Origin of the sequence: Novosphingobium mississippiense, assembly GCF_044029535.1 — a bacterium.
Classification (GTDB): domain Bacteria; phylum Pseudomonadota; class Alphaproteobacteria; order Sphingomonadales; family Sphingomonadaceae; genus Novosphingobium.
In genome coordinates this window covers 141,464-162,542 of the sequence record NZ_CP147003.1, presented here as the reverse complement: position 1 = coordinate 162,542, position 21,079 = coordinate 141,464, and the positions used below count along the sequence as shown (strand labels likewise).

24 protein-coding genes are annotated in these 21,079 nt (G+C 63.7%); 7 read left to right on the top strand and 17 right to left on the bottom strand.

Annotated features, from left to right (window positions below; genetic code table 11):
• Positions 1-15 precede the first annotated feature (15 nt).
• From WBP06_RS19280 to WBP06_RS19240, 9 genes are all read right to left on the bottom strand, one after another.
• The gene (locus tag WBP06_RS19280) at positions 16-1,788 is read right to left on the bottom strand and encodes a chemotaxis protein CheA (RefSeq protein WP_395336258.1); all 1,773 of its coding nucleotides are present in this window, start codon (positions 1,786-1,788) and stop codon (positions 16-18) included.
• Positions 1,789-1,796: 8 nt separating this feature from the next.
• Complete coding sequence (locus tag WBP06_RS19275) at positions 1,797-2,648, bottom strand: CheR family methyltransferase (protein WP_395336256.1); 852 nt, start codon at positions 2,646-2,648, stop codon at positions 1,797-1,799.
• Positions 2,645-3,724, bottom strand: a complete 1,080-nt coding sequence (gene cheB / locus WBP06_RS19270) for a chemotaxis-specific protein-glutamate methyltransferase CheB (protein WP_395336253.1) — start codon at positions 3,722-3,724, stop codon at positions 2,645-2,647. The genes WBP06_RS19275 and cheB overlap by 4 nt, the downstream gene beginning before the upstream one ends.
• The gene (locus WBP06_RS19265) at positions 3,721-5,106 is read right to left on the bottom strand and encodes a chemotaxis protein CheW (RefSeq protein ID WP_395336251.1); all 1,386 of its coding nucleotides are present in this window, start codon (positions 5,104-5,106) and stop codon (positions 3,721-3,723) included. Before WBP06_RS19265 ends, cheB begins: the two co-directional genes overlap by 4 nt.
• Before the next feature lie 4 nt (positions 5,107-5,110).
• Positions 5,111-7,027, bottom strand: coding sequence for a methyl-accepting chemotaxis protein (locus tag WBP06_RS19260; protein ID WP_395336248.1), 1,917 nt, complete (start codon positions 7,025-7,027; stop codon positions 5,111-5,113).
• Between the two features lie 208 nt (positions 7,028-7,235).
• Complete coding sequence (locus WBP06_RS19255; RefSeq protein ID WP_395336246.1) at positions 7,236-7,652, bottom strand: response regulator; 417 nt, start codon at positions 7,650-7,652, stop codon at positions 7,236-7,238.
• Positions 7,653-7,865: 213 nt separating this feature from the next.
• Positions 7,866-8,045, bottom strand: coding sequence for a hypothetical protein (locus WBP06_RS19250; protein WP_395336244.1), 180 nt, complete (start codon positions 8,043-8,045; stop codon positions 7,866-7,868).
• A 138-nt stretch (positions 8,046-8,183) separates the two neighbouring features.
• Positions 8,184-9,266, bottom strand: coding sequence for a putative zinc-binding metallopeptidase (locus WBP06_RS19245; RefSeq protein ID WP_395336242.1), 1,083 nt, complete (start codon positions 9,264-9,266; stop codon positions 8,184-8,186).
• 42 nt (positions 9,267-9,308) lie between these two features.
• Complete coding sequence (locus tag WBP06_RS19240; protein ID WP_395336240.1) at positions 9,309-10,160, bottom strand: SDR family oxidoreductase; 852 nt, start codon at positions 10,158-10,160, stop codon at positions 9,309-9,311.
• On the opposite strand from WBP06_RS19240, the gene WBP06_RS19235 reads away from it, so the two are divergent.
• The 3 genes from WBP06_RS19235 to WBP06_RS19225 all read left to right on the top strand — a co-directional run bounded on the left by WBP06_RS19235 (position 10,159) and on the right by WBP06_RS19225 (position 11,921).
• The gene (locus WBP06_RS19235) at positions 10,159-10,317 is read left to right on the top strand and encodes a hypothetical protein (protein WP_395336238.1); all 159 of its coding nucleotides are present in this window, start codon (positions 10,159-10,161) and stop codon (positions 10,315-10,317) included. The genes WBP06_RS19240 and WBP06_RS19235 overlap by 2 nt on opposite strands.
• Before the next feature lie 669 nt (positions 10,318-10,986).
• Positions 10,987-11,280, top strand: a complete 294-nt coding sequence (locus tag WBP06_RS19230; protein WP_395336236.1) for a hypothetical protein — start codon at positions 10,987-10,989, stop codon at positions 11,278-11,280.
• Between the two features lie 23 nt (positions 11,281-11,303).
• Positions 11,304-11,921: a hypothetical protein gene (locus WBP06_RS19225; protein WP_395336235.1), complete on the top strand. Its 618-nt coding sequence runs from the start codon at positions 11,304-11,306 to the stop codon at positions 11,919-11,921.
• Positions 11,922-12,017: 96 nt separating this feature from the next.
• On the opposite strand, the gene WBP06_RS19220 is transcribed toward WBP06_RS19225, so the two are convergent.
• The 4 genes from WBP06_RS19220 to WBP06_RS19205 all read right to left on the bottom strand — a co-directional run bounded on the left by WBP06_RS19220 (position 12,018) and on the right by WBP06_RS19205 (position 16,239).
• Positions 12,018-12,632 (bottom strand): UdgX family uracil-DNA binding protein, encoded by a 615-nt coding sequence (locus WBP06_RS19220; protein ID WP_395336233.1) that lies wholly within the window; start codon positions 12,630-12,632, stop codon positions 12,018-12,020.
• Positions 12,629-12,817: a hypothetical protein gene (locus WBP06_RS19215; protein WP_395336231.1), complete on the bottom strand. Its 189-nt coding sequence runs from the start codon at positions 12,815-12,817 to the stop codon at positions 12,629-12,631. The genes WBP06_RS19220 and WBP06_RS19215 overlap by 4 nt, the downstream gene beginning before the upstream one ends.
• A 168-nt stretch (positions 12,818-12,985) precedes the next feature.
• Positions 12,986-15,148 carry a catalase gene (locus tag WBP06_RS19210; RefSeq protein WP_395336229.1) on the bottom strand — a complete coding sequence of 721 codons (2,163 nt, stop codon included), beginning with the start codon at positions 15,146-15,148 and terminating at the stop codon, positions 12,986-12,988.
• Between the two features lie 224 nt (positions 15,149-15,372).
• The gene (locus WBP06_RS19205; protein WP_395336227.1) at positions 15,373-16,239 is read right to left on the bottom strand and encodes a helix-turn-helix transcriptional regulator; all 867 of its coding nucleotides are present in this window, start codon (positions 16,237-16,239) and stop codon (positions 15,373-15,375) included.
• Between the two features lie 97 nt (positions 16,240-16,336).
• On the opposite strand from WBP06_RS19205, the gene WBP06_RS19200 reads away from it, so the two are divergent.
• Positions 16,337-17,233: an SDR family oxidoreductase gene (locus WBP06_RS19200; protein WP_395336225.1), complete on the top strand. Its 897-nt coding sequence runs from the start codon at positions 16,337-16,339 to the stop codon at positions 17,231-17,233.
• 47 nt (positions 17,234-17,280) lie between these two features.
• Here the strand turns inward: WBP06_RS19200 and WBP06_RS19195 are convergent, their stop codons facing one another.
• Positions 17,281-17,415 (bottom strand): hypothetical protein, encoded by a 135-nt coding sequence (locus tag WBP06_RS19195; RefSeq protein ID WP_395336223.1) that lies wholly within the window; start codon positions 17,413-17,415, stop codon positions 17,281-17,283.
• A gap of 143 nt (positions 17,416-17,558) precedes the next feature.
• Between WBP06_RS19195 and WBP06_RS19190 the strand changes: the two genes are divergently transcribed.
• Complete coding sequence (locus tag WBP06_RS19190) at positions 17,559-18,857, top strand: hypothetical protein (protein WP_395336221.1); 1,299 nt, start codon at positions 17,559-17,561, stop codon at positions 18,855-18,857.
• Positions 18,858-18,973: 116 nt separating this feature from the next.
• Here the strand turns inward: WBP06_RS19190 and WBP06_RS19185 are convergent, their stop codons facing one another.
• The 3 genes from WBP06_RS19185 to WBP06_RS19175 form a co-directional block, all read right to left on the bottom strand.
• On the bottom strand, positions 18,974-19,222 hold the full coding sequence (locus WBP06_RS19185) for a hypothetical protein (protein ID WP_395336218.1): 249 nt from the start codon (positions 19,220-19,222) through the stop codon (positions 18,974-18,976).
• A 187-nt stretch (positions 19,223-19,409) separates the two neighbouring features.
• Positions 19,410-19,622: a hypothetical protein gene (locus WBP06_RS19180; protein WP_395336216.1), complete on the bottom strand. Its 213-nt coding sequence runs from the start codon at positions 19,620-19,622 to the stop codon at positions 19,410-19,412.
• 1 nt (position 19,623) lies between these two features.
• Entirely contained in the window at positions 19,624-19,917 is a 294-nt protein-coding gene (locus WBP06_RS19175) for a hypothetical protein (RefSeq protein WP_395336214.1), read from the bottom strand.
• A gap of 215 nt (positions 19,918-20,132) precedes the next feature.
• Here WBP06_RS19175 and WBP06_RS19170 point away from each other — a divergent pair, with 215 nt between their 5' ends.
• Both WBP06_RS19170 and WBP06_RS19165 read left to right on the top strand, forming a co-directional pair.
• Positions 20,133-20,477, top strand: coding sequence for an ArsR/SmtB family transcription factor (locus WBP06_RS19170; RefSeq protein WP_395336211.1), 345 nt, complete (start codon positions 20,133-20,135; stop codon positions 20,475-20,477).
• Positions 20,467-20,979 carry an SRPBCC domain-containing protein gene (locus tag WBP06_RS19165; RefSeq protein WP_395336208.1) on the top strand — a complete coding sequence of 171 codons (513 nt, stop codon included), beginning with the start codon at positions 20,467-20,469 and terminating at the stop codon, positions 20,977-20,979. The genes WBP06_RS19170 and WBP06_RS19165 overlap by 11 nt, the downstream gene beginning before the upstream one ends.
• The last annotated feature ends 100 nt before the right edge of the window (positions 20,980-21,079 follow it).

Below are 21,079 nucleotides of genomic sequence, written 5' to 3'. Positions count from 1 at the left end.
CTCCAGCGCGACCGGTTAGCCCTGCAACGACGTGATGACAAGCCTCGCGTGCGGCCCCTGCCGCGCCTCGATAGCGAGCAACGCCGCCAGGTCGAGCACGGGAATGGTGCGTTCGCGCATCACACAGGCGACGCCGCTGCCGAGAGGCAACAGGGCACTGCGTTTCAGGCGGACGGTTTCGACCACCTGATCCAGCGAAATGCCATAGCGTTCCTCCGCCACGGAAACGACCAGCAGCGCGGTGGTGAGGGCATTGGCAGGAACGTCGATCCGAAAAGAGGTGCCGCTTCCCGGCGCGCTCTGGATCGCGATCGTGCCGCGCATGGCCTCAACGGCGGTGCGGACCGCGTCCATGCCCACGCCTCGCCCGGAAACCTGCGAAACGGCGCGCGCCGTGGTGAAGCCGGGCTGGAAAATCAGCCCCAGCGCCTGATCGTCGTCCAGTGCCTGGGCCGCTTCGGCCGAGAGCATCCCACGCTCCATCGCGGCCTGGCGGATCTGCGCCGCACTCATGCCCGCGCCATCATCGCGCAGGGTCGCCACGATCCGGCCGCCCTGCCTCTGGAAGTACAGATCGATCCGGCCTTCGGCATCCTTGGCCAGCGCCCGGCGCGCATCGGGAGCCTCGATCCCGTGGTCGATGGCGTTGCGCAGCAGGTGCAGCAACGGTTCGAACAGGCCCTCGGCAATCTGCTTGTCCACTTCCAGCGCGGCGCCGCTGACGGTGAGGCGCACCTTCTTGCCCAGGCTATCGGCAATCTCCCGCGCCAATCGGGGAAGGCGGCGCAGCAAGGATTCCAGCGGAATCCGCCGCACCGCAGCCAGATCGCGGTGCATCCGATCCGCCGCCCGCTCGATCGCCCCGTGCGCGCCGCGCAGCCGGGCCGCCAGTGCCGGATCGCGCGCGGCCACTTCGGCAATGACAGGCGCGAGACCGTTGATCGCGACAACAAGGTCGCCCAAGCCATCAGCCAGTCCGTCAAGCCGCTCCGCAGGCACCCGCAACATGCGCGCCGCCGGCCGTGCCGATCCGGTCTCATCCTCATCGTCGTTCGGGGCAAGAACCGCGACCTTCAGCGTTCCCGACGCCAACCGGAACGCCGCGCGAACTTCCGCCTCCGACGCGGTACTCAGTCCTTCGAAGTAGCTGAAGCAGGAAAAGGGTTCGAGCGATTGTGCGTCCGGCCATCGCCCATCGCGCGGCTCCATGGACAGCGCGATCAGATCCGGCACCCCTTCCATCGCTGCCAGCGGGTCTTCCCCGCGAAAGAAGCAGTCCTCATCCGGAAGATAGCGAAACGCGGTGAGTATGCCCCCGACGCGCGCGATTGCCCGGGCCTCCCGGTGCCGCAGCGCCTCCAGCCACCCCTCGGCCGGGGCTGCCGGTGCGGACGCGACGATTGCATGGGTATCCACCTCCACCGTGGCCGGCAGAGTTGCGATCGTCCTCTCGCCCACCTCCAGCGCATCAGGCGGAAGAAAACCGTCGCGCTCCATGGCATCGATCCAGCGGTCGGTCTGGTCGATGCAGGCGATCAGGCCCGCGATTGCCTGTGGATCAAGCACGCAGCCCCCCCTGCGCGCGCGATCCAGAATGTCTTCCGCTGCATGCAGCACACGCTCGGCCGGTAGCAGGGCGAATACCGTGACCGATCCCTTAAGCGTGTGAATAGCGCGAAAGGCGCTGTCGATGGCGGCACGGTCGGTCGGGTCCTGCGAAAGCAGCTCGAAATCGCTGCTGGCCTGCGCCACCAGGTCTCGCCCTTCGAGCAGGAACTGTTCGAGCATGTCGTCCATCACGGGCGACGATAGACGATTGCGTCGGGAAGACGAACAAGCGTGAAGCGATCGGTTATCCGCGCCATGGACTCGCTGTGGCCAAGGCAAAGATAACCGCCAGGGTTCAGCGCATCATAGATGTGGCCCGCCGCCGTCAGCCGGGCCGCATCGTCGAAATAGATCAGCAGGTTACGGCACAGGATCACGTCGAAAAGCCCCATTCGGGCCATGTTCGCCGGGTCGACCACGTTGGCGGCCACGAACTGCACGGATTCGCGGATATCCTGGATGATCCGCCGTCGGTGCCCCTTTTCCGCCTCGAAGTAGGCGTCCTTTACCCGTTCTGGCATTCGCGCAAGCGAGCGGGCCGCGAAATAGCCATTCTCCGCCCGGGCAAGCGCATCGGTATCGATGTCCGACCCGACGATCTCGACATTGTAGGCATCCACCAGCGGCCAGTTTTCCAGAAGCCAGATCGCGATCGAATAGGGCTCCTCTCCCGTCGAGCAGGGCAACGACCAGATCCGCACCAGATCGCCCGGTCGCTTGGTCCGCACGATATCGGGCAGGATATCTTGGGACAGCGCGGCAAGCTGATGCTCCTCCCGATAGAAATAGGTTTCGTTGATCGTAAACGCATTGATCAGCGCCGCGCGCTCTTCCATGTGGCTGCCCAGCATGACGATGTAGGCGCCGGTACTGGCAACCCGGGTCTGCTTTATCCGTTCGGCCACGCGCCTTTCGATGAAGAAGCGCTTGTTCTCTCCAAAGACCATTCCGGTCCAGCGATAGAGAAGCTCTCCGATCTTGCGGATTTCGGCATCGGTCAACACCGGGATGCCCGGCGCGGGGGCGGCCTCTTCGGTCATGACGCGAAACGTCGGGCAAGTTCGGGAGCGATATCGTCCAGCGGCAGAATGATCGAGGCACCGCCCAGGGCGACCAGCGCGCCGGGCATTCCCCAGATGACTGCGGTGCTTTCCGCCTCCGCGATAGTGACGCCTCCTGCCTCACGCAATCGGTTCATCGCCGCCGCCCCATCGGTGCCCATACCGGTCATCAACACGCCGATCAGGCATTCGGGTGCAACCACGCGCATTGCGCTTTCGACCAGCCGATCGACACTGGGATGCCAATGGTGCGTCGGGCTGCTGGGCGCCGGCAGCGCGACGAGTTCACCCCCTCGCCGCGAGATCAGCAGGTCGGCATCCCCCTTGCCGATATAGACGTTGCCCGGCTGCAAGCGGGTGGTGCGGGTCACTTCGTTCACGCCCAGAGGACTGACCCGATCCAGCCGCCCGGCAAGCGGGCCGGTGAAGCTGGCGGGCATGTGCTGCGCCACCACTACTGGCCAGGGCAGATCCGCCGGCAAGGCCCCCAGCACGGCATCGAGCGCAGGCGGCCCGCCGGTGGAACATCCCACCAGGACGATGCCGTCCGCCCCTTTGGACGGCGCCAGCGCTGCCGGAGCCACCCGGTCTCGATGGGTGCGGACATGCGATCCGCTGGCCAATGCCCGCACCCGCTCCCGCAGGCGCGCGGTACGCGGCACATGCGCCTTCGCGGCCGCACGCACCTTGTCGACGAGTTCGGGCGCGATCCGATCGATCTCCAGCGACACAGCGCCACGCGGCTTGGCCACGAAATCCACCGCGCCAAGGCTCATCGCCTCCAGCGTTTCCTCCGCTCCCTCGCTGGTGAGGGAGGATACCATGACCACCGGGCACGGCCGCAGAACCATGATCCGGTCCAGGCAGGTCAGCCCGTCCATGTCATGCATATGGATGTCCAGCGTGATGACGTCGGGCGCGAAGTCGGCAAGCATCGCCAGCGCCTCCGTGCCGCCGCGCGCGCAAGCGATCTCGAAATCGCCCGCCGCGCCGAACACGTCCGCCAGCAATCGCCGCATCAGCGCGGAATCGTCGACAATCAGCAGCTTCGTCATGACTGCGGCTTTGCGGCCGATCCATTCACGCTCGCCAGCAGATCGCGTTCGGCGCGATCGAGCAGTTCCTGCGGGTCGACGACAAGGACAATCTCGTCACCAAGGCTGGCCACGCGGTCGAACACGCGCGTTTCACCGGTACCCAGATCGGGCGCCTTGCCGATGCAATCGTCCGGGATCGGAACCACTTCGGACACGGTATCGACCACGAAGCCGGCCGTGATTTCGCCGATGCGCACGACGATGACGCGTGGCTTGCCCCCCGCGACAGGCGTACCGTTGAACCGGCGCGCCTGATCGATCACGGGAATGACCTCCCCCCGCACGGTCATCACGCCCTGCACGAAATCGGGTGCTTTGGGCAGGGGTGTCAGGCGCTCCGGCAGCAACGCGATCTCCTGGACTTCGGATACGGGCAGCGCGTATCGCTCACCCGAAATCCGAAAAAGCACGAAGCGCTCACCTTGTTGCATGGCGGAATCGTCCGTTGTGTCTTCGCTGCCTTCGGCCCCATCAAGCAGCCGGGCAGTCAGGTCTTCGCGCAGCAGTTGGTCGCACGACAGGACAGACAGCAGTCTTTCGCCGTCGCCGATCCGACAGATCGCCTGAATCCGCGCTTCGCCGCCACGGTTGAGGGCCTCGGGTACCGGATCGATCCGGATTTCCGCCACGCGCTCCACCGAACGGATACCATCGACGACCAGCCCCACCCGGTGGCGGCCGATCCGCACCATGACGATACGGGAACGGCGCGTCGGCAGAAGCCCCGGCAATCCCAGCAGGCCGGCCAGCGACAGCAGCGGCACCACTTGCGAACGGATCGCCACCGTGCCGATCACCACCGCGTCGGCGTGAGGAACGATTGCGATCTCCTCAGGCAGACGACGGATTTCGTCGACATCATCGAGTGCAAAGGCAAATTCCTGCGCGCCAACATCCAGCGAAACGAATGCCCGTTCCGCAATCGCGGCCGCTTCGGCATTCTGTTGGGGCTCGGCCGACATCCGGACGGGCGCGCGCCGTTCCGGCATGGCGCGGGCGATCAATTGCCCAATATCCATGCATGAGATGTCGGATCCGTCGGTTTCCCCGGCCATGCGCGAAACCGCGCTGACCGCCAGTCCCACCGGGCCGTCCAGATCCGCAACGATCACACGGCCGATATCGGCATCCGCCTCACCGATCAGCCGGGCAACGGAAAGGATCGGCACGGCATGGCCGCGCACATTGGCGAGGCCCAGCAACGCCGCGGGCGCATGGGGAACGCGCGACATGCGGGGCACCGGCACGATCTCCCGCACCAGTGCGGCGGGGAGGCCCAGCAGCCGATCCCCCACGCGAAAAGCGAGCACCCTGTCGGCAAGGCCGGTCGCGCCTGACACGCGATCAGTCCTCCGCGACCGCCAGCACGCCTGCGATGGAGGCGATCTCCTCGATCGACGCGGCCAGGCTTTCCGCGCCCTGCGCCTGCTGCCGTGCCGCCGTCCCTGCCTCCCGCGCGGCGCCGGCCGCCATGTCCGCAGCTTCGGCGATCTGGTTCGTACCGCTCTTCACCTCGCGGACGGCGCGCAACATGTCCTGCGATGTGGTCAGGATCGCGCCGTTGACCTGCCGCACGTTCTCCACTTCGGCCACGACGTGGACGAACCGGTCGACCATCGCCCGGTTGCGGCCGATCTCGGCCTCGGAGGCGCCAACGATCCGTTCAAGGTCGCGCTGGACGATCGCGATCTGGTCATGGATCTGGCGAACCGTGCCCTTCGCGTGTTCGGCGCTTTCGCTCGCCTCCCGCGAAAGCTTGCGAATGTCGGCCGACACTGTCGCGAATCCGCGGCCGGCATCGCCGGATCGCGTGGCTTCCACCGCGCCGCTGACAGCCAGCATGCTGGTCTGCACCGCGACAAGGGCAAGATTGTCGGCAATGCTCTCAATCCGGCGCGTGCTCTCGCTCATCGCGGAATAGAGGCCCAGCACCGCGCTCACGTCGGCCAGCGCGGCCCCGACGCCCGACACCAGCTTGTCGGTCAATGCCTTGCTTTCTCTGACGGACTGCGTGATCGCGTCGATCACGCCATCGGCGCTCTCCGCACGCGTCTGGGCCACGTCTGCAGACCGTTCGATCTGGGCCATGGCGACATTGGCCTGCACAGTCGCGGATGCCTGGACATGGGCACCACGGCCGATCTGCTCCAGCGCGACCAGGATTTGCCCGGATGCGCCGGACAACTCCTGGATCGTGGCCGACAATTGCTCCGCCGCCGCCGCCACATCGACCGCCACGGCGCGCGTGTCGGCCTGCTGCAACCGGGCGGTAAGGTCGCCCAGCGATTCCGCCGTCTGCTGGCTCTCGTCCAAGGAAATGCTCTGCTGCTCGACCGCCTGCTGCGCCTCTGCCACGGCGGCCGCCTGTTCCTCGGCCGTCTGGGCGATCTGCTCCGCCCCGCGCTCCGCTTCGCGCGACGCGCGCTCCGCCTCGACCGCGCTTTCCAGGATTTCCAGCGCACCGTGCGCCAGCGACACCAGATCCTCGCTGGCAGATTTCAGCCGGCTGACGACTTCGTGCCCTGCCTTCGCCTCGTTCGACGCGACGCTGGAGGCCGTCCTCACCCTATCCGCAATCTCGACGATACCCTGCCCTATGTCCGCCGCCAGACTGCGAATCTGGCTGGCGCCGGTCTCCGAACTTTCAGCCAGGGAGCGCACTTCATCGGCAACCACGGAAAAGCCGGCGCCATGCTCGCCCGCGCGGGCCGCCTCGATCGTCGCGTTCAGCGCCAAGAGGCTGGTCTGATCCGCAACGTCGATCACGTTGGCACCGATGTCGCGAATGCGGCTGGCCGCTTCTTCCAGCGCGGTCATCGCCGCTGCCGTGGCGAGTTGGCGCTGCGCATTCAGCTCGATCGCCGCCACCGACGCATCGATCTGGGCGCTGATATCGGCAAAGCTGGACAGTACCGCTTCCGCAGCACGACGAGAATCCTCTGCCCGCACGCGCGCTTCGCGAAAATTGCTTCCCAGCACGGCGATCAGGCCCAGCGACTCCTGCGCGGCGCCTGCGGCTTCCTCTGCCCCGCTTGAAATCTGGTCCATTGCCCTTTGCAGCTCTGCTGCGGCGGCAGAGGCCTCACCCAGCGCGCTGGCCAGCTCCTGTGTCGCCTCATCCAACCGTTCGCCCGGCGTAACCGAACGGGCGCGATTTCCCACGCGGCGACGCGGAGCCGGCTGATCGACTATGGCCTGCGCCGCCTTCGTGGCGGCGGGTTTGGCGCGCGATCCAAGTGCCGATTTCTTGACCAGCGCCATTTTTTGTTCTCAATTCGTTGACAAGGAAGGAATGGCTTACGCCAAGGGAGAGAATACGCCTAGGAAACATAGTTCAATGCGTAGTCTCAATCCCCTGCAGCGTTGCGATCTGCCTAAACAGAGATACGCCGGGCAGTTCCCCGGCGAATGGAACGTGCCTGGCCAATGCCGGCAGCTCTATCGGTCATTGATCTGCAAGAAGGCGCAATCAGTTCCGCACTTTTGCGGCCTTGTCGACAGTCGCGTGCAGCGCTGCACGCAATTGCAAAGGTGAACTGGGCTTGGGGCAGAACTGCGCATCGGGGTAGCGTTGCTTCAGCGCGCTCTCGTTTGCGTGACCGGAATGAAAAATCAGCGGAACACCCAGCTCGCGCAAACGATCGGCAGCCGGATACACCTCCCCGTCCGGAAGCCTGACATCGAGAATTGCGCAAAAGGGCTGCTGGCGTTCAATCGCCTTCAACGTGGCCGACACGGTGCCGCAGTGGGCGGCGACGACGAAGCCTTCCTCCGCAATCAAGTCTTCCAGATCCAGTATGACAAACAGTTCGTCTTCGACGATAAGAACCGGCCTTCTCATGAGCTGGCCATGCTGCGTGACGGTTGCAGACGCATGACGACGCAACTGCCCACCGAAATCTTCAACACCATCTATCCTGTCCTCACCGGCATTCCATCCAGCGCCAATCGACCGTACCCACGCTCAAATGTCCGAACCTCTCGACGGGTTCCCCGGCGCGGGCCTATTCATCGCAAAAGCGCCGCCCCGGCCTGAGGCCGGCGGCAGCGCCTCTGGCTGGCCGTTCGCATACCGACGACCAGCATCGAACTTTCAGGCTCAGTGCTTTTCGGAACCCGGGGCACCCTTCTTGGGAGCCTTGCCGTCCTCGATCCGCCCTTCGTTGCGCAGATCGCGGCCTTCCTGAGCCTTCTGCTGGCTCTTGGCAGACTTGCCGTGCTCGTAAGCTTCTTCCTTCACGTAGCCGGCCGCTTCCTTGATTTCGCCCTTGACGCTCATCGAACTCTCCTGTGATTTTGCCACTTCTGGCTTACGGAAAGAAAGCGCACGAAAGCGGGATTGGCTCCCGATCTCGGCCGATTTCAGCGGGCCGGCGGGATGAAGCGTTGCCCGGGCAAGGCATGGTGCGGCAGGCATTCATGAGAGGGGGATCGCCGATTTCGCCACCAGCCGCGCTACGTAATCCAGCTTGCGAACGATCCCGGCGGAAAGGTGAAACGGATAGAAATCCGGCTGCCCCATCGCCCGGTTCATGGCATTCATGCTGAACGACAGTGGCGCCATCATCTCGGCAAGCTGTGCCGGGTCGGCCGTGTAGGGGTCGAAGCCCGGCGGCGGGGATCGGTCTGCCCATTCGACGATCGAGGGCAAGGAAAGCCCAAAACCTCCCGCCGTGGCCAGTACATCCACAATGTGAAGGTAGTGGGCAAAGGTTTCGGCGAAATCCTCCCACGGGTGCGACGTCGCGTAATAGCTGACGAAGTCATCGGTCCAGACTTTCCCGCCGCCTTCGGCATAGTGGGCCTGAAGGCTGGCCTGATAATCGATCGTCTCGTCCCCGAAAATCGCCCGGCAGGCCTCGATTTCGGCCGGGTCGCTGCCGACCAGGCGGGACCAGAAATGGTGCCCCACTTCATGCCGGAAATGCCCCAGCAGCGTGCGATAGGGTTCGCCCATCGCGTGACGGATGCGCTCACGCTCGGCATCGTCTGCCTCCACCAGGTTGAGCGTGATCACACCGCCATCGTGGCCGGTCAGAACCTCCGGCGTTCCCGCCTCTTCGGCGGCGCGATCGAACAGGAAATCGAAGGCCAGCCCCTGCCCATCCTGCGGCACCTCAGCCTTCGTTTCCAGGGGCAATCGCAGTTTCAGCAGGGTATGGAACAACCGCCGCTTCGCCGCCTCTATCCTTGCCCATCGCGGTGGCACCGAAGGCTCGGAGAGATCGGGGATCGTGCGATTATGGCGACATGCCCGGCAGAGGACCGCCGGCTCTTCCCGCTCCACCAGCCAGTTGCAGATCTGGAAGTCATCGTTGTTGCCACAGACCACGACATCGGCTGCAAACCCGCGCCCGTCGCGCCAGCACGTGGCATTGTCGGTGAGGAAACGGAAGGCATCCACCGCTGGATCATATCCCAGCGTGGCCGAACATTCCGGGCAAATCCGCGCCTCGAAATGCAGCAGGCGATTGCAGTTCGGACAAGGAAATGCGCGCATCCCAATAGACCCGGTTGGCAAATTCCAGACAGATTGCGGCGTTCAGCCGTTGACGATTATCCCGCCATTGGGATGGAGCACCTGCCCGCTCATGTAGCTGGCATCATCGCACGCCAGAAACAGGAACGAAGGCGCCACCTCGTTCGGTTGGCCGGGCCGTCCCATCGGGGTGCCTTCGCCGAAATGCGCCAGCTTTTCCTTGCTGGCGCCCCCGCAAGGATTGAGCGGCGTCCATATCGGCCCCGGCGCCACGGCGTTCACGCGGATGCCCTCGCTGACCAGATTCTCAGACAGGGAGCGTGTGAAAGCCGTGATCGCTCCTTTGGTAGAGCTGTAGTCCAGCAATTCCTTGCTGCCCTTGTACATGGTGACGCTGGTGCAATTGATGATCGCGCTGCCGGGTGCCAGGTGGGGCCGAACGGCCTGCACCATGAAGAACATTCCAAAAATGTTGGTCTGGAAGGTTCGCCGAAGCTGCGCTTCGGTAATATCGGTGATGTCCTCATCCGGATGCTGTTCGCCCGCGTTGTTCACCAGCAGGTCGATCCGGCCAAAAGCCTTCAAGGTCTCACGCGCGACCAGTTCGCAGTTTTCCGACGACCCGACATCCGCGCGCACGGTAATGGCGCGCCGGCCTTCCCGCTCCACTATGTTCCGGGTTTCTTCGGCGTCCCCGTCTTCCGAGAGATAGACGATCGCGATGTCGGCACCTTCGCGGGCAAAAAGGGCGGCAACGGCGCGGCCGATGCCGCTGTCGGCACCGGTAACGATCGCCACCTTGCCCGCCAGCCGCCCGGACCCGGCATAGCGCGGCTGCCATTCGGGCTTAGGCTCCAACCTGCTTTCCTGTCCCGGAAGGGCGTCTTCATGGATCATCGGGGCGGGCTTGGTCATGATCGTCTCCTTGATGGGAACAAGCGAATCCATCCGGGTGTGGTTCCCGAAACGCTTGCCCTTTGTGACGCCCGCATCGCGCCGTCTGCCGCCGTTCGCCGCATTTCTGCTTGCTATGCACGCGGCCAAGGAACTGCAGGGATCGGCCCGCCGTTAAGGGGAAAGCAGACAGCCGAAGGAACCGAATTCGTCCATGAATGGAATCACGGAAGTCGACCGCGAAGCGGCAAAAGTTCTACGCGAAAGCCTGGCCGACATATGCGGGTTCTGGCATCGAATTGATGACGAAGGGCCGCTCTGTCAGGCCCTCGCCGCGCATCGCATCGAAGCCGAGCGGCGGCTTGCCCTGAAGCTAGCGCCATTTCTGATAGTACCTAGGTCCGAACCAGGCGTCTTGAATGGCCCTGTACGAAGCCAATGTGCTGTCGATCAGCAGCAACTGACATGAAGGTATCCAGATAAATTCCGCAAAAATACGGCCTTCAACCGGCATTATTCCAGTACATTGCCCTTTATCTCAAAAAAAGCCCCGGCGGCCGCTTGATATCGGCCGCGGGGCAAGGTTGGATCGCATCCTGGCTCCTCCATGAGGGCAGAGGAGCCGCGACATGTGGATATATCCTGAGGGCAACGGAGGTTCCGGACGGAAAATCTCTAACGCGCCGCAAGCCAAATATCGGGCGTATAACCGACGGAAACCGATAATCTCTTCTCCAGTTGCAGAATAACTTACTTTATTTACGGACTTATAAACCGGTCTAAACCGGTGAAGCGCTGCAACTATAAACCTCTAGGCTCGTTACCGCAGCAGAGAGGAGATAATCACATGAAACTCATCCTTGTTGCGGCTTCAGCCGCCATCCTCGCTGCGTCTTCGGTCGGCGCGCAATCGCACAATCCGGCAGTCAAGGACCCGACGGTCGCAACGACGAAGGCCACGGCGAAGGGGCACAACTCCTTTACCGAAAGCCAGGCACGCGGGCGCATCGCCAAGGCCGGCTACACGAATATCGGCAAGCTGACGCAAAATGAAAATGGCGTCTGGCAAGGCCAGGCCATCAAAGCTGGCAAGACGGTCACCGTCGCTCTCGACTACAAGGGCAACATTTCCGTTCATTGAACCGGCCCATGCGGAGAAATTCCATGACGAAAACCATTACCCGCCTCTTTGACAACTATGCCGATGCCGCACAGGCCATTCACGAGCTGGAGAGCATTGGAGTTCCACGCGATGATATCAGCGTCATCGCCAACGATGCCTACGGAAAGCATTCCGCAGCCCATGAAGGCGTGAACAGCGACGGCGAAGTCACTGCCGGAACCTCCGCCGGCGCCGTCCTGGGTGGCGCGGGCGGATTGCTCGCCGGTCTGGGAATGCTGGCGATTCCGGGGCTTGGTCCCATCGTCGCCGCCGGCTGGCTGGCCGCTGCCGCGGTTGGTGTCGGCGTCGGCGCCATCGGCGGCGCGGCGGCAGGCGGTCTGGTAGGCGCCCTCAGGCACGCGGGCCACTCGGAAGAAGATGCCAACGTCTATTCCGAAGGCGTGCGGCGTGGTGGCGTACTGCTGAGCGCCAAGGTAGACGATGCCGAAGTGGCGCGCGCCAACGCCGCCGTGGATACGGCGCAGGCCGTCGATATCACGGCGCGAGGCGCGGAATACCGGAAGGAAGGATGGACCCGGTTCGACGAGACCGCCGCTCCCTACTCCACGCAAGACATCGAACGGGATCGCGCACGATACGGCACGCTCCCCCGCAACTGACGAATAACGGGAAACCGTTCAATTTGGCGACCGGATCCCCGCGCGGAACCGGTCGCCAAAGCTTCGTCCGCCGCCCGGCGTCGGTCGTTCAATGGCTCAATCCGAAGCCGCCATGCGCAAGTCCTTCACGAACCGATCGTGTTCGCTCGTTCTCGCGTCGGCATCGGGAATGCGCAGCAGATAGCTGGGATGCACGGTGGCGACCAGCCGCCGCCCTTCCCACTCGCGCGCTTCGCCCCGCAAGGTGGCCAACGTCGTGCGTTTTCCCGTCACGGCCTGAAGCGCGATCGCACCCAACGTGACGACAGTGGGCGGATCGACCAGCCGGATTTCTTCCGCCAGCCACCAGCGGTAATGCACGATCTCGTCCGTCTTCGGTCGTTGATGCAGCCGCCGTTTGCCACGCTGGACGAACTTGAAGCGCTTCACGGCATTGGTGACGAAAGTATGGGACCGAACGATCCCTGCTTCCCCCAGGCATTCGTCCAGCAGCTGCCCTGCGGGACCGACGAAGGGATGCCCGCTCAGGTCCTCCCGATCGCCGGGCTGCTCGCCTATCAGCATGAGTTGGGCATGGGCAGGGCCTGCGCCGGGAACGATCCGATGGGAAAACTCGGGCGAAGGCGCGACGTCCTCTTTGGCCAACGCGCGATAGAGGGCGCCAAGATCGTCGAAATGCCGATCCGGAAGCGCCCTCGCCGTTCGCGTCACGATCCGTCCTTGACCTCGCGGATATTGCCCGGAGGGGCAGCGCCACGGGAACGATCCGCGCGCTTCCCGTCCTGCTCTCCCTTCGGGTCCGTCGCCGATCTTGGGGGCTTTCCGGGTGAGACGGGTGGGCGGATCATCTCGTCTTCCACCTCCCGGTTCTTCGGGCGCGGCTTGTTCGCGGTCATGGCAGTTCTCCTTCCATGGGCATCGTGCCTTACCCTAGGCTAACCGGCGGAATGCCCGCCGCGTTCCCTCGCACGGGAATTGCGGCACCCAGTCGTCGTGGCGCCATGGCACCTCGCCCGTTCTGAGATCGCGTGATCCCGTAAGCGGTATCGCCCGCTCGGCTTCGCTCACGCCAAGTCACGCACTTTGGGTTCGCGGGCCCAATGCCGCTTCCTGCCGACCTTGGCGAAATCCTCCACGGGCACCACGCCTTCGTCCTTTTCCACCCCGGCCTTGTCCAGGATCACTTGCGTGCCGGGGCAGTGGGCGATGGTCTTGCAATGGCCGAATGCATCCATGAACCACTGGACCGCGGCGCCTTGCATCGCCAGCTTCTCCGCCGCTTCGGGCATCAGGATCGAGGCGACGGCATCGAACAAGATGGAAGGAGAGCCGGCAAGCTGACCGTCCGCCTCCAGCGTGCCGCCCTTCACGGCGATCCCGCCCACTTTCGGCGCGACCAGAAACGGCGTTCCGCCCGCGCCCTCGATCTCCTTGCGCAGCTTGTCGATCGCGGCCTTGTCCGATCCTTCGGCAAACAGGATGCCGATCTTTCGCCCGGTCAGCGTATCGACGGCCTTCTTCTGGATCGACAGGGCATCGGAAGGCGCCATCTGGACCGGCGTGCGGGCGGCCTTGGCCTTTTCGGGCATGTCGATCGCCAGCCCGGCGGCCACGCGCTTCGCCAATCCCTCATCGACATTCCGCAGGCGCGAGACGACCCGCTCGCGCACATGCTTCAGCGCCACTTTCGACAGTTCGAAGACGATGGCAGAGGCGATGTGCGCCTGTTCGCTGTCCGTCTGGGAGTGATAGAACAGCGCCGCCTGGCTGTAGTGATCGGCGAAAAGTTCCGCCCTGATCCGCAGCTTTTCCCCCGGATCGTTGCGTTCGGAATTTTCCGGGAAAGTGGTGAACCCCGTCTCCGGGCAGGCGCGCGGGCCGTTGCTCTCCCCGGCTTCGGCAAGGCTGTTCGGCTCATAGTTGGCGCGCCCGGTGGGCACCAGCGTCTGCATCAGGCCGTCGCGCTGGAAGTTGTGAAACGGGCACTTCGGCGCATTGATCGGGATCTGGTGGAAGTTGGTGGTGCCAAGCCGCGACTTCTGCGTGTCCAGATAGGAGAACAGGCGGCCTTGCAGCAGCGGGTCGTTGGTGAAATCGATGCCGGGGATCACGTTGCTGGGCAGGAAGGCCACCTGCTCGGTTTCCGCGAAGAAGTTGTCGACATTGCGGTTGAGCGTCAGGCGGCCGACGATATCGAGCGGGATCTCTTCCTCGGGGATCAGCTTGGTTGCGTCCAGCACATCGTAGGGTTGCTTTGCCGCCCATGCCTCATCGAAAATCTGTACGCCAAGATCCCAGGCAGGGAAGTCGCCGGCGGCAATCGCCTCGAACAGGTCGCGCCGGTGAAAGTCCGGATCCGCGCCGGCGATCTTCACCGCCTCGTCCCAGATCAGCGATTCCATGCCCAGCACCGGACGCCAGTGGAACTTGACGAACTTGCCCTCGCCCGCCTTGTTGACCAAGCGGAAGGTGTGGACGCCGAAGCCTTCCATCATCCGGAAGGAGCGCGGGATCGCCCGGTCGGACATAGCCCACATGATCATGTGCAGCGTTTCCGGCATCAGCGACACGAAATCCCAGAAGGTATCATGGGCAGAGGCCGCCTGCGGATAGCCGCGATCCGCCTCCATCTTCACGGAGTGAACCAGGTCCGGAAACTTCATCGCATCCTGGATGAAGAAGACCGGGATATTGTTGCCGACGAGATCCCAGTTGCCCGCCTCGGTATAGAACTTCACCGCAAAGCCCCGCACATCGCGCGGGGTATCCACCGATCCGGCGCCGCCCGCCACGGTGGAGAAACGGACGAAGGCGGGGCAGGTCTTGCCCGCTTCCTGGAAGATCGCCGCCTTCGTCAGTTCCGGTATCGCCTTCGTGCATTCGAACACGCCGTGCGCGCCCGAGCCCCGGGCATGGACGATCCGTTCGGGAATGCGTTCATGGTCGAAATGGAAGATCTTCTCGCGCAGAACGAAGTCTTCCAGCAGTGTTGGTCCGCGTTCACCCGCCTTCAAGCTGTTCTGATTATCGGCAATACGATGGCCGAAATTGTCGGTCAGGAAAGCATCCGGCGCGGGCGCCTTGCCCCCCACGTCCTGATGAAGTTCGCCACCGTTGCCGGGGTGGTCCTTGGCGTCCGTCTTGCCGGCGCCGGGGCTGATTTCGCCCAGGGCGTTGTTGGTGGCCGGGCTGCGATCGTCTTGACGGGTTTCCTTGGGGGACGGCATCGGGAAGTCTCCTGGCAATGGATAAGCGGGGCACGGCAGCCTCGCGCTTGCCAATCAAATCCGCAGTGCCGGGTGCCCGTTCCCCGCCGTGCCCTCGCCTCGTCGCGCCATCGGGGGCATTGGGCGCTCGATCTCATGAGGGGGCATCGTCGATATCGACGCCAAGATACCGCATGGATGCGGGCCGGAACGATCTGCCCTCCTGCAAATTGGACTTTCCAGCTTCAGACCGTAAGCGCTGTGTCGGCCTCCGCAGCCTCCTGGATCAATCCCTTCAATCGAACGGCGGTTTCCGCCGTCGCCGGATTGTAGACCATCATGGTAAGATCGGGACGCCCCTCCACCGCGAAAGTGGAGAATTCCAGCTCGATCGGTCCGATCCGGTGATGGGCCAGCCGTTTGACGCCATCGCCATGGCCAACCACCTCGTTATCGCGCCAGAGCGCCGCGAATTCGGGGCTCTGATGGGACAGTTCCTCGACCAGTTGCGCGATCTCCGCCCCTGCCCCGGCGCGTGCGGCATCTGCACGGAACGCGCCCACGACGTAGCGCGCCACCGTTCGCCAGTCTTTCTGCGCCGCCTGAATGCGTTCGTTCGAGAACATCAGGCGCAGGATATTGCGGCCTTCGCGGGGGAGCGTGGAATAGTCCGTGAGCACGGCCGCTGCCGCCGTGTTCCAGGCCAGTACGTCCCAGGTCGCAGTGCGGATGATCGCCGGGCTGAAGGGAAAGGCGTCCAGCACGCGCTGCAGCCGCGGCGTAATCCCTTCCGCCTGGCGATAGCGCGCTTCCGGCGGGTGGCCGAAGGCAAGGATGTAGAGGTGTTCGCGCTCCGGCTCGGTCAACATCATGCCGGCGGCAAGCCGGTCCAGTACATCGGCGGAAGGCGCCCCGCCGCGCCCCTGTTCCAGCCAGGTGTACCACGTGGCGCTGATGTTGGAACGCTGGGCCACTTCCTCACGCCGAAGCCCCGGCGTTCGCCGCCGCTCTGCCGGAAAGCCGAAAGTCGCGGGGTCAAGGCGCATCCGTCGATCGCGCAGGAAAGTGCCGAGGGCATTGTCTTCGGACGCGGCGAGGGACTTTTGCGGCACGGATGATCCTGTTGACGGCTATACCATGATAAGGTCACTACTTTAACAGGAAGCCGCATGGGCCGAAAGAGCGACTCCCCAATCGGAGTTTTCATTCATGCGCGTATTCCTGACAGGCGCCACCGGCTTCATCGGTTCCCGCATCGTGCCCGAACTGCTGGCCGCCGGGCACCAGGTCATTGGCCTTACCCGATCGGATCCGGGCACCGACTGGTTGCTGGCCGCCGGTGCCGAGGTGCATCGCGGCTCGCTGGAAGATCCGGCGGGCCTTGCCGCAGGCGCGGCCGATGCCGATGCGGTGATCCACACGGCATTCGATCATGACTTTTCCAACTTCGTGGCCAATTGCGAGAAGGATGCGCGGGTGATCGCCGCGCTCGGCGCCGTGCTGAAGGGATCCGATCGCCCGCTTCTCATCACCTCCGGCACCGCCATGGGCTCACTGCCCGGAGGTGGACTGGCGCGGGAGGATGCGCTTGATCTGAACCATCCCAATCCCCGCATGCTGTCGGAACGGACTGGACAGGACCTGCTCGATGGCGGCGTAAACGTCTCGGTCATGCGGCTGCCGCAGGTGCACGACCCGGTGCGTCAGGGGCTGATCTCTCCTTACATCGACATCGCCCGCGACAAGGGCGTCGTCGCTTATGTTGGCGAAGGCGCGAACCGCTGGCCGGCGGCCCATGTGCTGGACGTGGCGAAGCTTTACGTCTCGGCCGTGGAACGTGGCGCGCCGGGCGCCCGCTACCACGCCGTGGCCGAGGAAGGCGTGTCCGCACGCGCCATTGCCGAAGTGGTCGCAGCAGGGCTGAACCTGCCGCTCGTATCGCTGAAGCCGGACGAAACGGCCGCGCATTTTGGCTGGTTCGCGATGTTCGCCAGCCTCGACATGCCGGCGTCCAGCGCCTGGACCCGCAAGGTGCTGGACTGGCAGCCCGGCGGCCCGGACCTGCTCACCGACCTGCGAGCCATGGACTATTCGCTGGTTGGGTGACCGGTGACCTTCATGGGGGCTGTTGCGCAGCCGCGTCAGACCGGCGATCAACTTGATCGCGGCTTGATTGCGATGAACAGCAGCCACCCTGCCAGACCAGCCAGCACATCCAGCGCTCCGCCAAGGATGTAGGCCTGGGTGGCGCCATGCGGTGCGAACAGCCAGCCGGTCATATAGCCCAAGATGCTGGCGCTGCTCGTTCCCGCGCTATAGCTCGCGGCGACCTTGCCGGCGCGCCGTTCCGTGTTTGACGGCGTGGCGATGACTGCGGCGCACGGGCGACGATCCGTTGCGCCGCGCGCGCAACCCGCGTTAGCTCGGCGTCATGACCGAGACGACCATCCTGAACTGGGTGCAAGGCGATACGTTTGGCATCGCGTCTCCCGCCCACCCCGGCGCTCTGAAAGCCGGTGGTCCCGAATTCCTGACGCGCGCTTTCCGCGCAAGCGGCGTGCTGGAAGAGGATAACAGCGTCACGCAGATCACCGGCCTTGAGGAATGGACGCTGGGTGGTACCGGCACAAAGGCGCTGCTGTCGGTTGCCTATCAGCGCGATGGGGCGGATTTACCTCGTGATCTCTTCGTCAAGTTCTCGCGCAATTTCGAGGACAAGGTACGAGACAGCGGCCGCTATCACATGCCGCCCGAAGTGCGCCTGGCGAACTTGTCCCGCGCTCCGGATTTCCCGGTCGCGGTGCCGAAATGCCTCTACGCCGACATCCACCAGGACACGCTGACCGGGATCATCATTACCGAACGCATCGCCTACGGCCAGGATCCTATCGAGCCGCACTACCCCAAATGCATGGATCATGCCCTGCCAGAGCCGCTTGCGCACTATCGTGCCCTGGTGTCGAACCTGGCGCGACTGTCCGGCGCGCATAGATCGGGGCGACTTGGCGATGCTGTGGAGTGCCAGTTCCCACTCGATATCGACACCTTGATTTTGCGCCGAACCCAGTCCGATCCGGCCCTGCTCGCCAAGCGGATCAACCGCCTCGCGGAATTCCTGCTGCACTATCCCCATCTGGCGCCGGCACACATTGCCGAACCCACATTCCTGGAACGCTTCTGCGCCGAGGCTCTGCTCGCGGCTCAGCAGCAGCAGGACATCTGGCGCTTTCTCTATTCCCGGCCCGAGATGATCGCGCTCTGCCATATGAACGCGAACATCGACAACGCCTGGTTCTGGCGCGCGCGGGACGGCTCTCTCCAATCCGGTCTGATCGATTGGGGCAGTGTCGGGCAGATGTCGGTGGCGGCCTCGATCTGGGGCTGCATCGGCGCTGCGGAACTTGAAACGCACGATCGCCACCTCGACGAACTGCTAGACCTGTTCATCGCCGAATATGCCCACGCCGGGGGGCCCCTTCTCGATCGGCGCGAACTCACGACGCATCTGGAATTGCACGTGATGATGTCGGCCCTGCACATGACCACCGCCCCGCCCGCCATCCTGAGAGAGATACCGGATCCGGCCGCCGTGGCCGACCGTTACGATCCGGTCTTCGCCCGGAATGAAACGGCACGCGTACAGTTGAAGATCACACTGTCGATCCTGAACATGTGGCAGCGGCGGGACTTCGGTCGGCACCTGCAATCGGACGAGCCTTGGCGCCGTTAAGAGATGGGGGGCGGATCATTCGTTTCGGCGTTGCCGTCTCCGGCGTAAAAAGCGCTCTTTCCGCGGGCATCGTCGCGATGCGGATCGGCACGCGAGATCCAGGCCGGGGGCAAACGTCAGTCGATCAACGAAACGCACGCCCAAATGGCGGCGGCAACCATCATCCAGAGCAATGCGGTAAGGCCAACGATTGTCACAAGATCGAGACGCTTTCGCTCGCCCCCTTCCTCAAGCGCGTTGCCCCCGCGCCCCGTTTTCGACGGGAACGGTATGACGTTGCGGGCATCCGCGCCCGCCGCCGTCACCGTGCCGTCTGTCTCTACGCCTTCCCGGCGTTCCTTCGTGCTGTGCGCGCTGTTTCGCATGGCCCTCCTTATAATCAAGGAGGGGGAATTAGCCACGTGAACTAACCGCAACCTTTCAACGCGCGCGCAGTATCTCGTTAGGCACGCTGGACAGGTTGAGGTGCGTCACCGTTGATCGCTTCGGGACACCGAAATCCGATCTCAGGACAGATAAGCAAGACGCCCGCTCCACCACGACAGTGGACGTTCAGCCGCGTTGCCCCAGCGCGACCAGCGCGCTCAAAACGATCCTGCGCTTCTGAACCCGATCGGTGAGGCCGATCGGGTAAACCTCCCGCCGAATCCGCTTGGCGATATGCGCAAGTTCGGTGAGAGTGGGCGCGCGGTCTTCTCCCATGCAGGCGACGATCACCGGATAACGCGTGCCATCCCCTCTCGTATCCTCATCCCGGTGTTCCATCTTATCGCTTCCCGCCAACACCACGAGGATAGTGGTCGTGGAACCATGCACGCCCGGCCGGCCACAACCCAACCTCGCCAAGCACGGCATAAAAGGCCATCATCTGTAGAAAGCTGTCTCTCACGAAGTGTTCGTGGAACAGCAGCAGCACGGCCGCCAGCAAGATGGGAACGCCGAGTTCCGGGTGATGGAACTGCTTGAAAATGGTCCACGCCACCCAGCTGAACAGGATTGCTGCCAGCAGACTTCCACCGACAACCCAGATCGCTTCCAGCAAGACTTGGAGCAACGCCATTACGCCCTCCTCTCCATTCGGCATATCGCTTCACACCACGATTGCCCGTTTCAGAAAATATATGTCGTACTACGATATAAATCAAGAGCGTGGCCGAAGTTCCATCGCGATATTCTTGCGCTGGTTGTGCTGGAATGCAGCCGGCCCCAGCAAGCGTCTGTCCCTGCAAAACTTAGCCGTTGCGCTAACTATTGGTCGACGCTATACTTAGCCACATGGCTAAGCAATCCTTCGATCTGGATGCCGTGTTTCACGCCCTTGGGGATCCTACCCGCAGGGCGGTCATCAGTCGGCTGGCGGCAGCGCCGGCCACCGTCAGCGAACTGGCAGAGCCTTTCGATATGGCGCTGCCATCGTTCATGAAGCACATCGGCGTGCTGGAACGATCGCGTCTGGTCACCACCACGAAGACCGGGCGGGTGCGCGAGTGCGCTCTCGACCGGGAAAGCCTGATCTCTGCCGAAATCTGGTTCCGCGAGCAGCATCTGCTCTGGCGGAAACGCTACGCCAATCTCGACGAACTTTTGACGAAAATGGAGGGAAGAGACGATGAAGCCTGACCTGAAGTTCGAATTCGTCGCCGACAGGGCGAACCATACGCTTACCATATCGCGGGAATTTGCCGCGCCCCGCCAGCTCGTGTGGGATTGCCACACCCGCAGCGAACTGCTGGACCGCTGGTTCGCGCCGAAGCCGTTGAGTACCCGGACCGCGCACATGGACTTTCGCGACGGCGGCTATTGGCACTATGCGATGGTGATGCCGGATGGTGAGGCTTTCTGGAGCCGGCTCGACTACCTGAAGATCGATCCGATCGACGGCTACACCGCGCTGGACGGGTTCTGCGACGAGACCGGCACGGTCAATCCCGATATGCCGCGGTCCAACTGGAAAGTGACCTTCGCCGATGTGTCGGACCGGACGCTGGTGACGACCGTGGTACTCTTTGCTTCGCCGGAGGATCTGCAGAAGACCATCGACATGGGCATGGAAGCCGGCATGGCATCGACGCTGGAGCGGCTGGACGAACTGCTCCCGCTCCTGATGTCCGAAGCCGAGTAAACGGGCAAAGGGGATCGGATAACGCTCACCGGAAGCGCGCCAGCGGCTGCCGTTCCTGCCGCGCTTCCGGTGAAGCGTTATCCACCTATCGTTCCGAAGA

Excerpts from the sequence above, each read along its gene's own strand:
- WBP06_RS19280 (WP_395336258.1), bottom strand. The coding sequence starts at position 1,788 with ATGCTCGAACAGTTCCTGCTCGAAGGGCGAGACCTGGTGGCGCAGGCC.
- WBP06_RS19275 (WP_395336256.1), bottom strand. The coding sequence starts at position 2,648 with ATGACCGAAGAGGCCGCCCCCGCGCCGGGCATCCCGGTGTTGACCGAT.
- cheB (WP_395336253.1), bottom strand. The coding sequence starts at position 3,724 with ATGACGAAGCTGCTGATTGTCGACGATTCCGCGCTGATGCGGCGATTG.
- WBP06_RS19260 (WP_395336248.1), bottom strand. The coding sequence starts at position 7,027 with ATGGCGCTGGTCAAGAAATCGGCACTTGGATCGCGCGCCAAACCCGCC.
- WBP06_RS19250 (WP_395336244.1), bottom strand. The coding sequence starts at position 8,045 with ATGAGCGTCAAGGGCGAAATCAAGGAAGCGGCCGGCTACGTGAAGGAA.
- WBP06_RS19245 (WP_395336242.1), bottom strand. The coding sequence starts at position 9,266 with ATGCGCGCATTTCCTTGTCCGAACTGCAATCGCCTGCTGCATTTCGAG.
- WBP06_RS19235 (WP_395336238.1), top strand. The coding sequence starts at position 10,159 with ATGATCGTCTCCTTGATGGGAACAAGCGAATCCATCCGGGTGTGGTTC.
- WBP06_RS19240 (WP_395336240.1), bottom strand. The coding sequence starts at position 10,160 with ATGACCAAGCCCGCCCCGATGATCCATGAAGACGCCCTTCCGGGACAG.
- WBP06_RS19230 (WP_395336236.1), top strand. The coding sequence starts at position 10,987 with ATGAAACTCATCCTTGTTGCGGCTTCAGCCGCCATCCTCGCTGCGTCT.
- WBP06_RS19225 (WP_395336235.1), top strand. The coding sequence starts at position 11,304 with ATGACGAAAACCATTACCCGCCTCTTTGACAACTATGCCGATGCCGCA.
- WBP06_RS19215 (WP_395336231.1), bottom strand. The coding sequence starts at position 12,817 with ATGACCGCGAACAAGCCGCGCCCGAAGAACCGGGAGGTGGAAGACGAG.
- WBP06_RS19210 (WP_395336229.1), bottom strand. The coding sequence starts at position 15,148 with ATGCCGTCCCCCAAGGAAACCCGTCAAGACGATCGCAGCCCGGCCACC.
- WBP06_RS19200 (WP_395336225.1), top strand. The coding sequence starts at position 16,337 with ATGCGCGTATTCCTGACAGGCGCCACCGGCTTCATCGGTTCCCGCATC.
- WBP06_RS19190 (WP_395336221.1), top strand. The coding sequence starts at position 17,559 with ATGACCGAGACGACCATCCTGAACTGGGTGCAAGGCGATACGTTTGGC.
- WBP06_RS19185 (WP_395336218.1), bottom strand. The coding sequence starts at position 19,222 with ATGCGAAACAGCGCGCACAGCACGAAGGAACGCCGGGAAGGCGTAGAG.
- WBP06_RS19180 (WP_395336216.1), bottom strand. The coding sequence starts at position 19,622 with ATGGAACACCGGGATGAGGATACGAGAGGGGATGGCACGCGTTATCCG.
- WBP06_RS19175 (WP_395336214.1), bottom strand. The coding sequence starts at position 19,917 with ATGGCGTTGCTCCAAGTCTTGCTGGAAGCGATCTGGGTTGTCGGTGGA.
- WBP06_RS19170 (WP_395336211.1), top strand. The coding sequence starts at position 20,133 with ATGGCTAAGCAATCCTTCGATCTGGATGCCGTGTTTCACGCCCTTGGG.
- WBP06_RS19165 (WP_395336208.1), top strand. The coding sequence starts at position 20,467 with ATGAAGCCTGACCTGAAGTTCGAATTCGTCGCCGACAGGGCGAACCAT.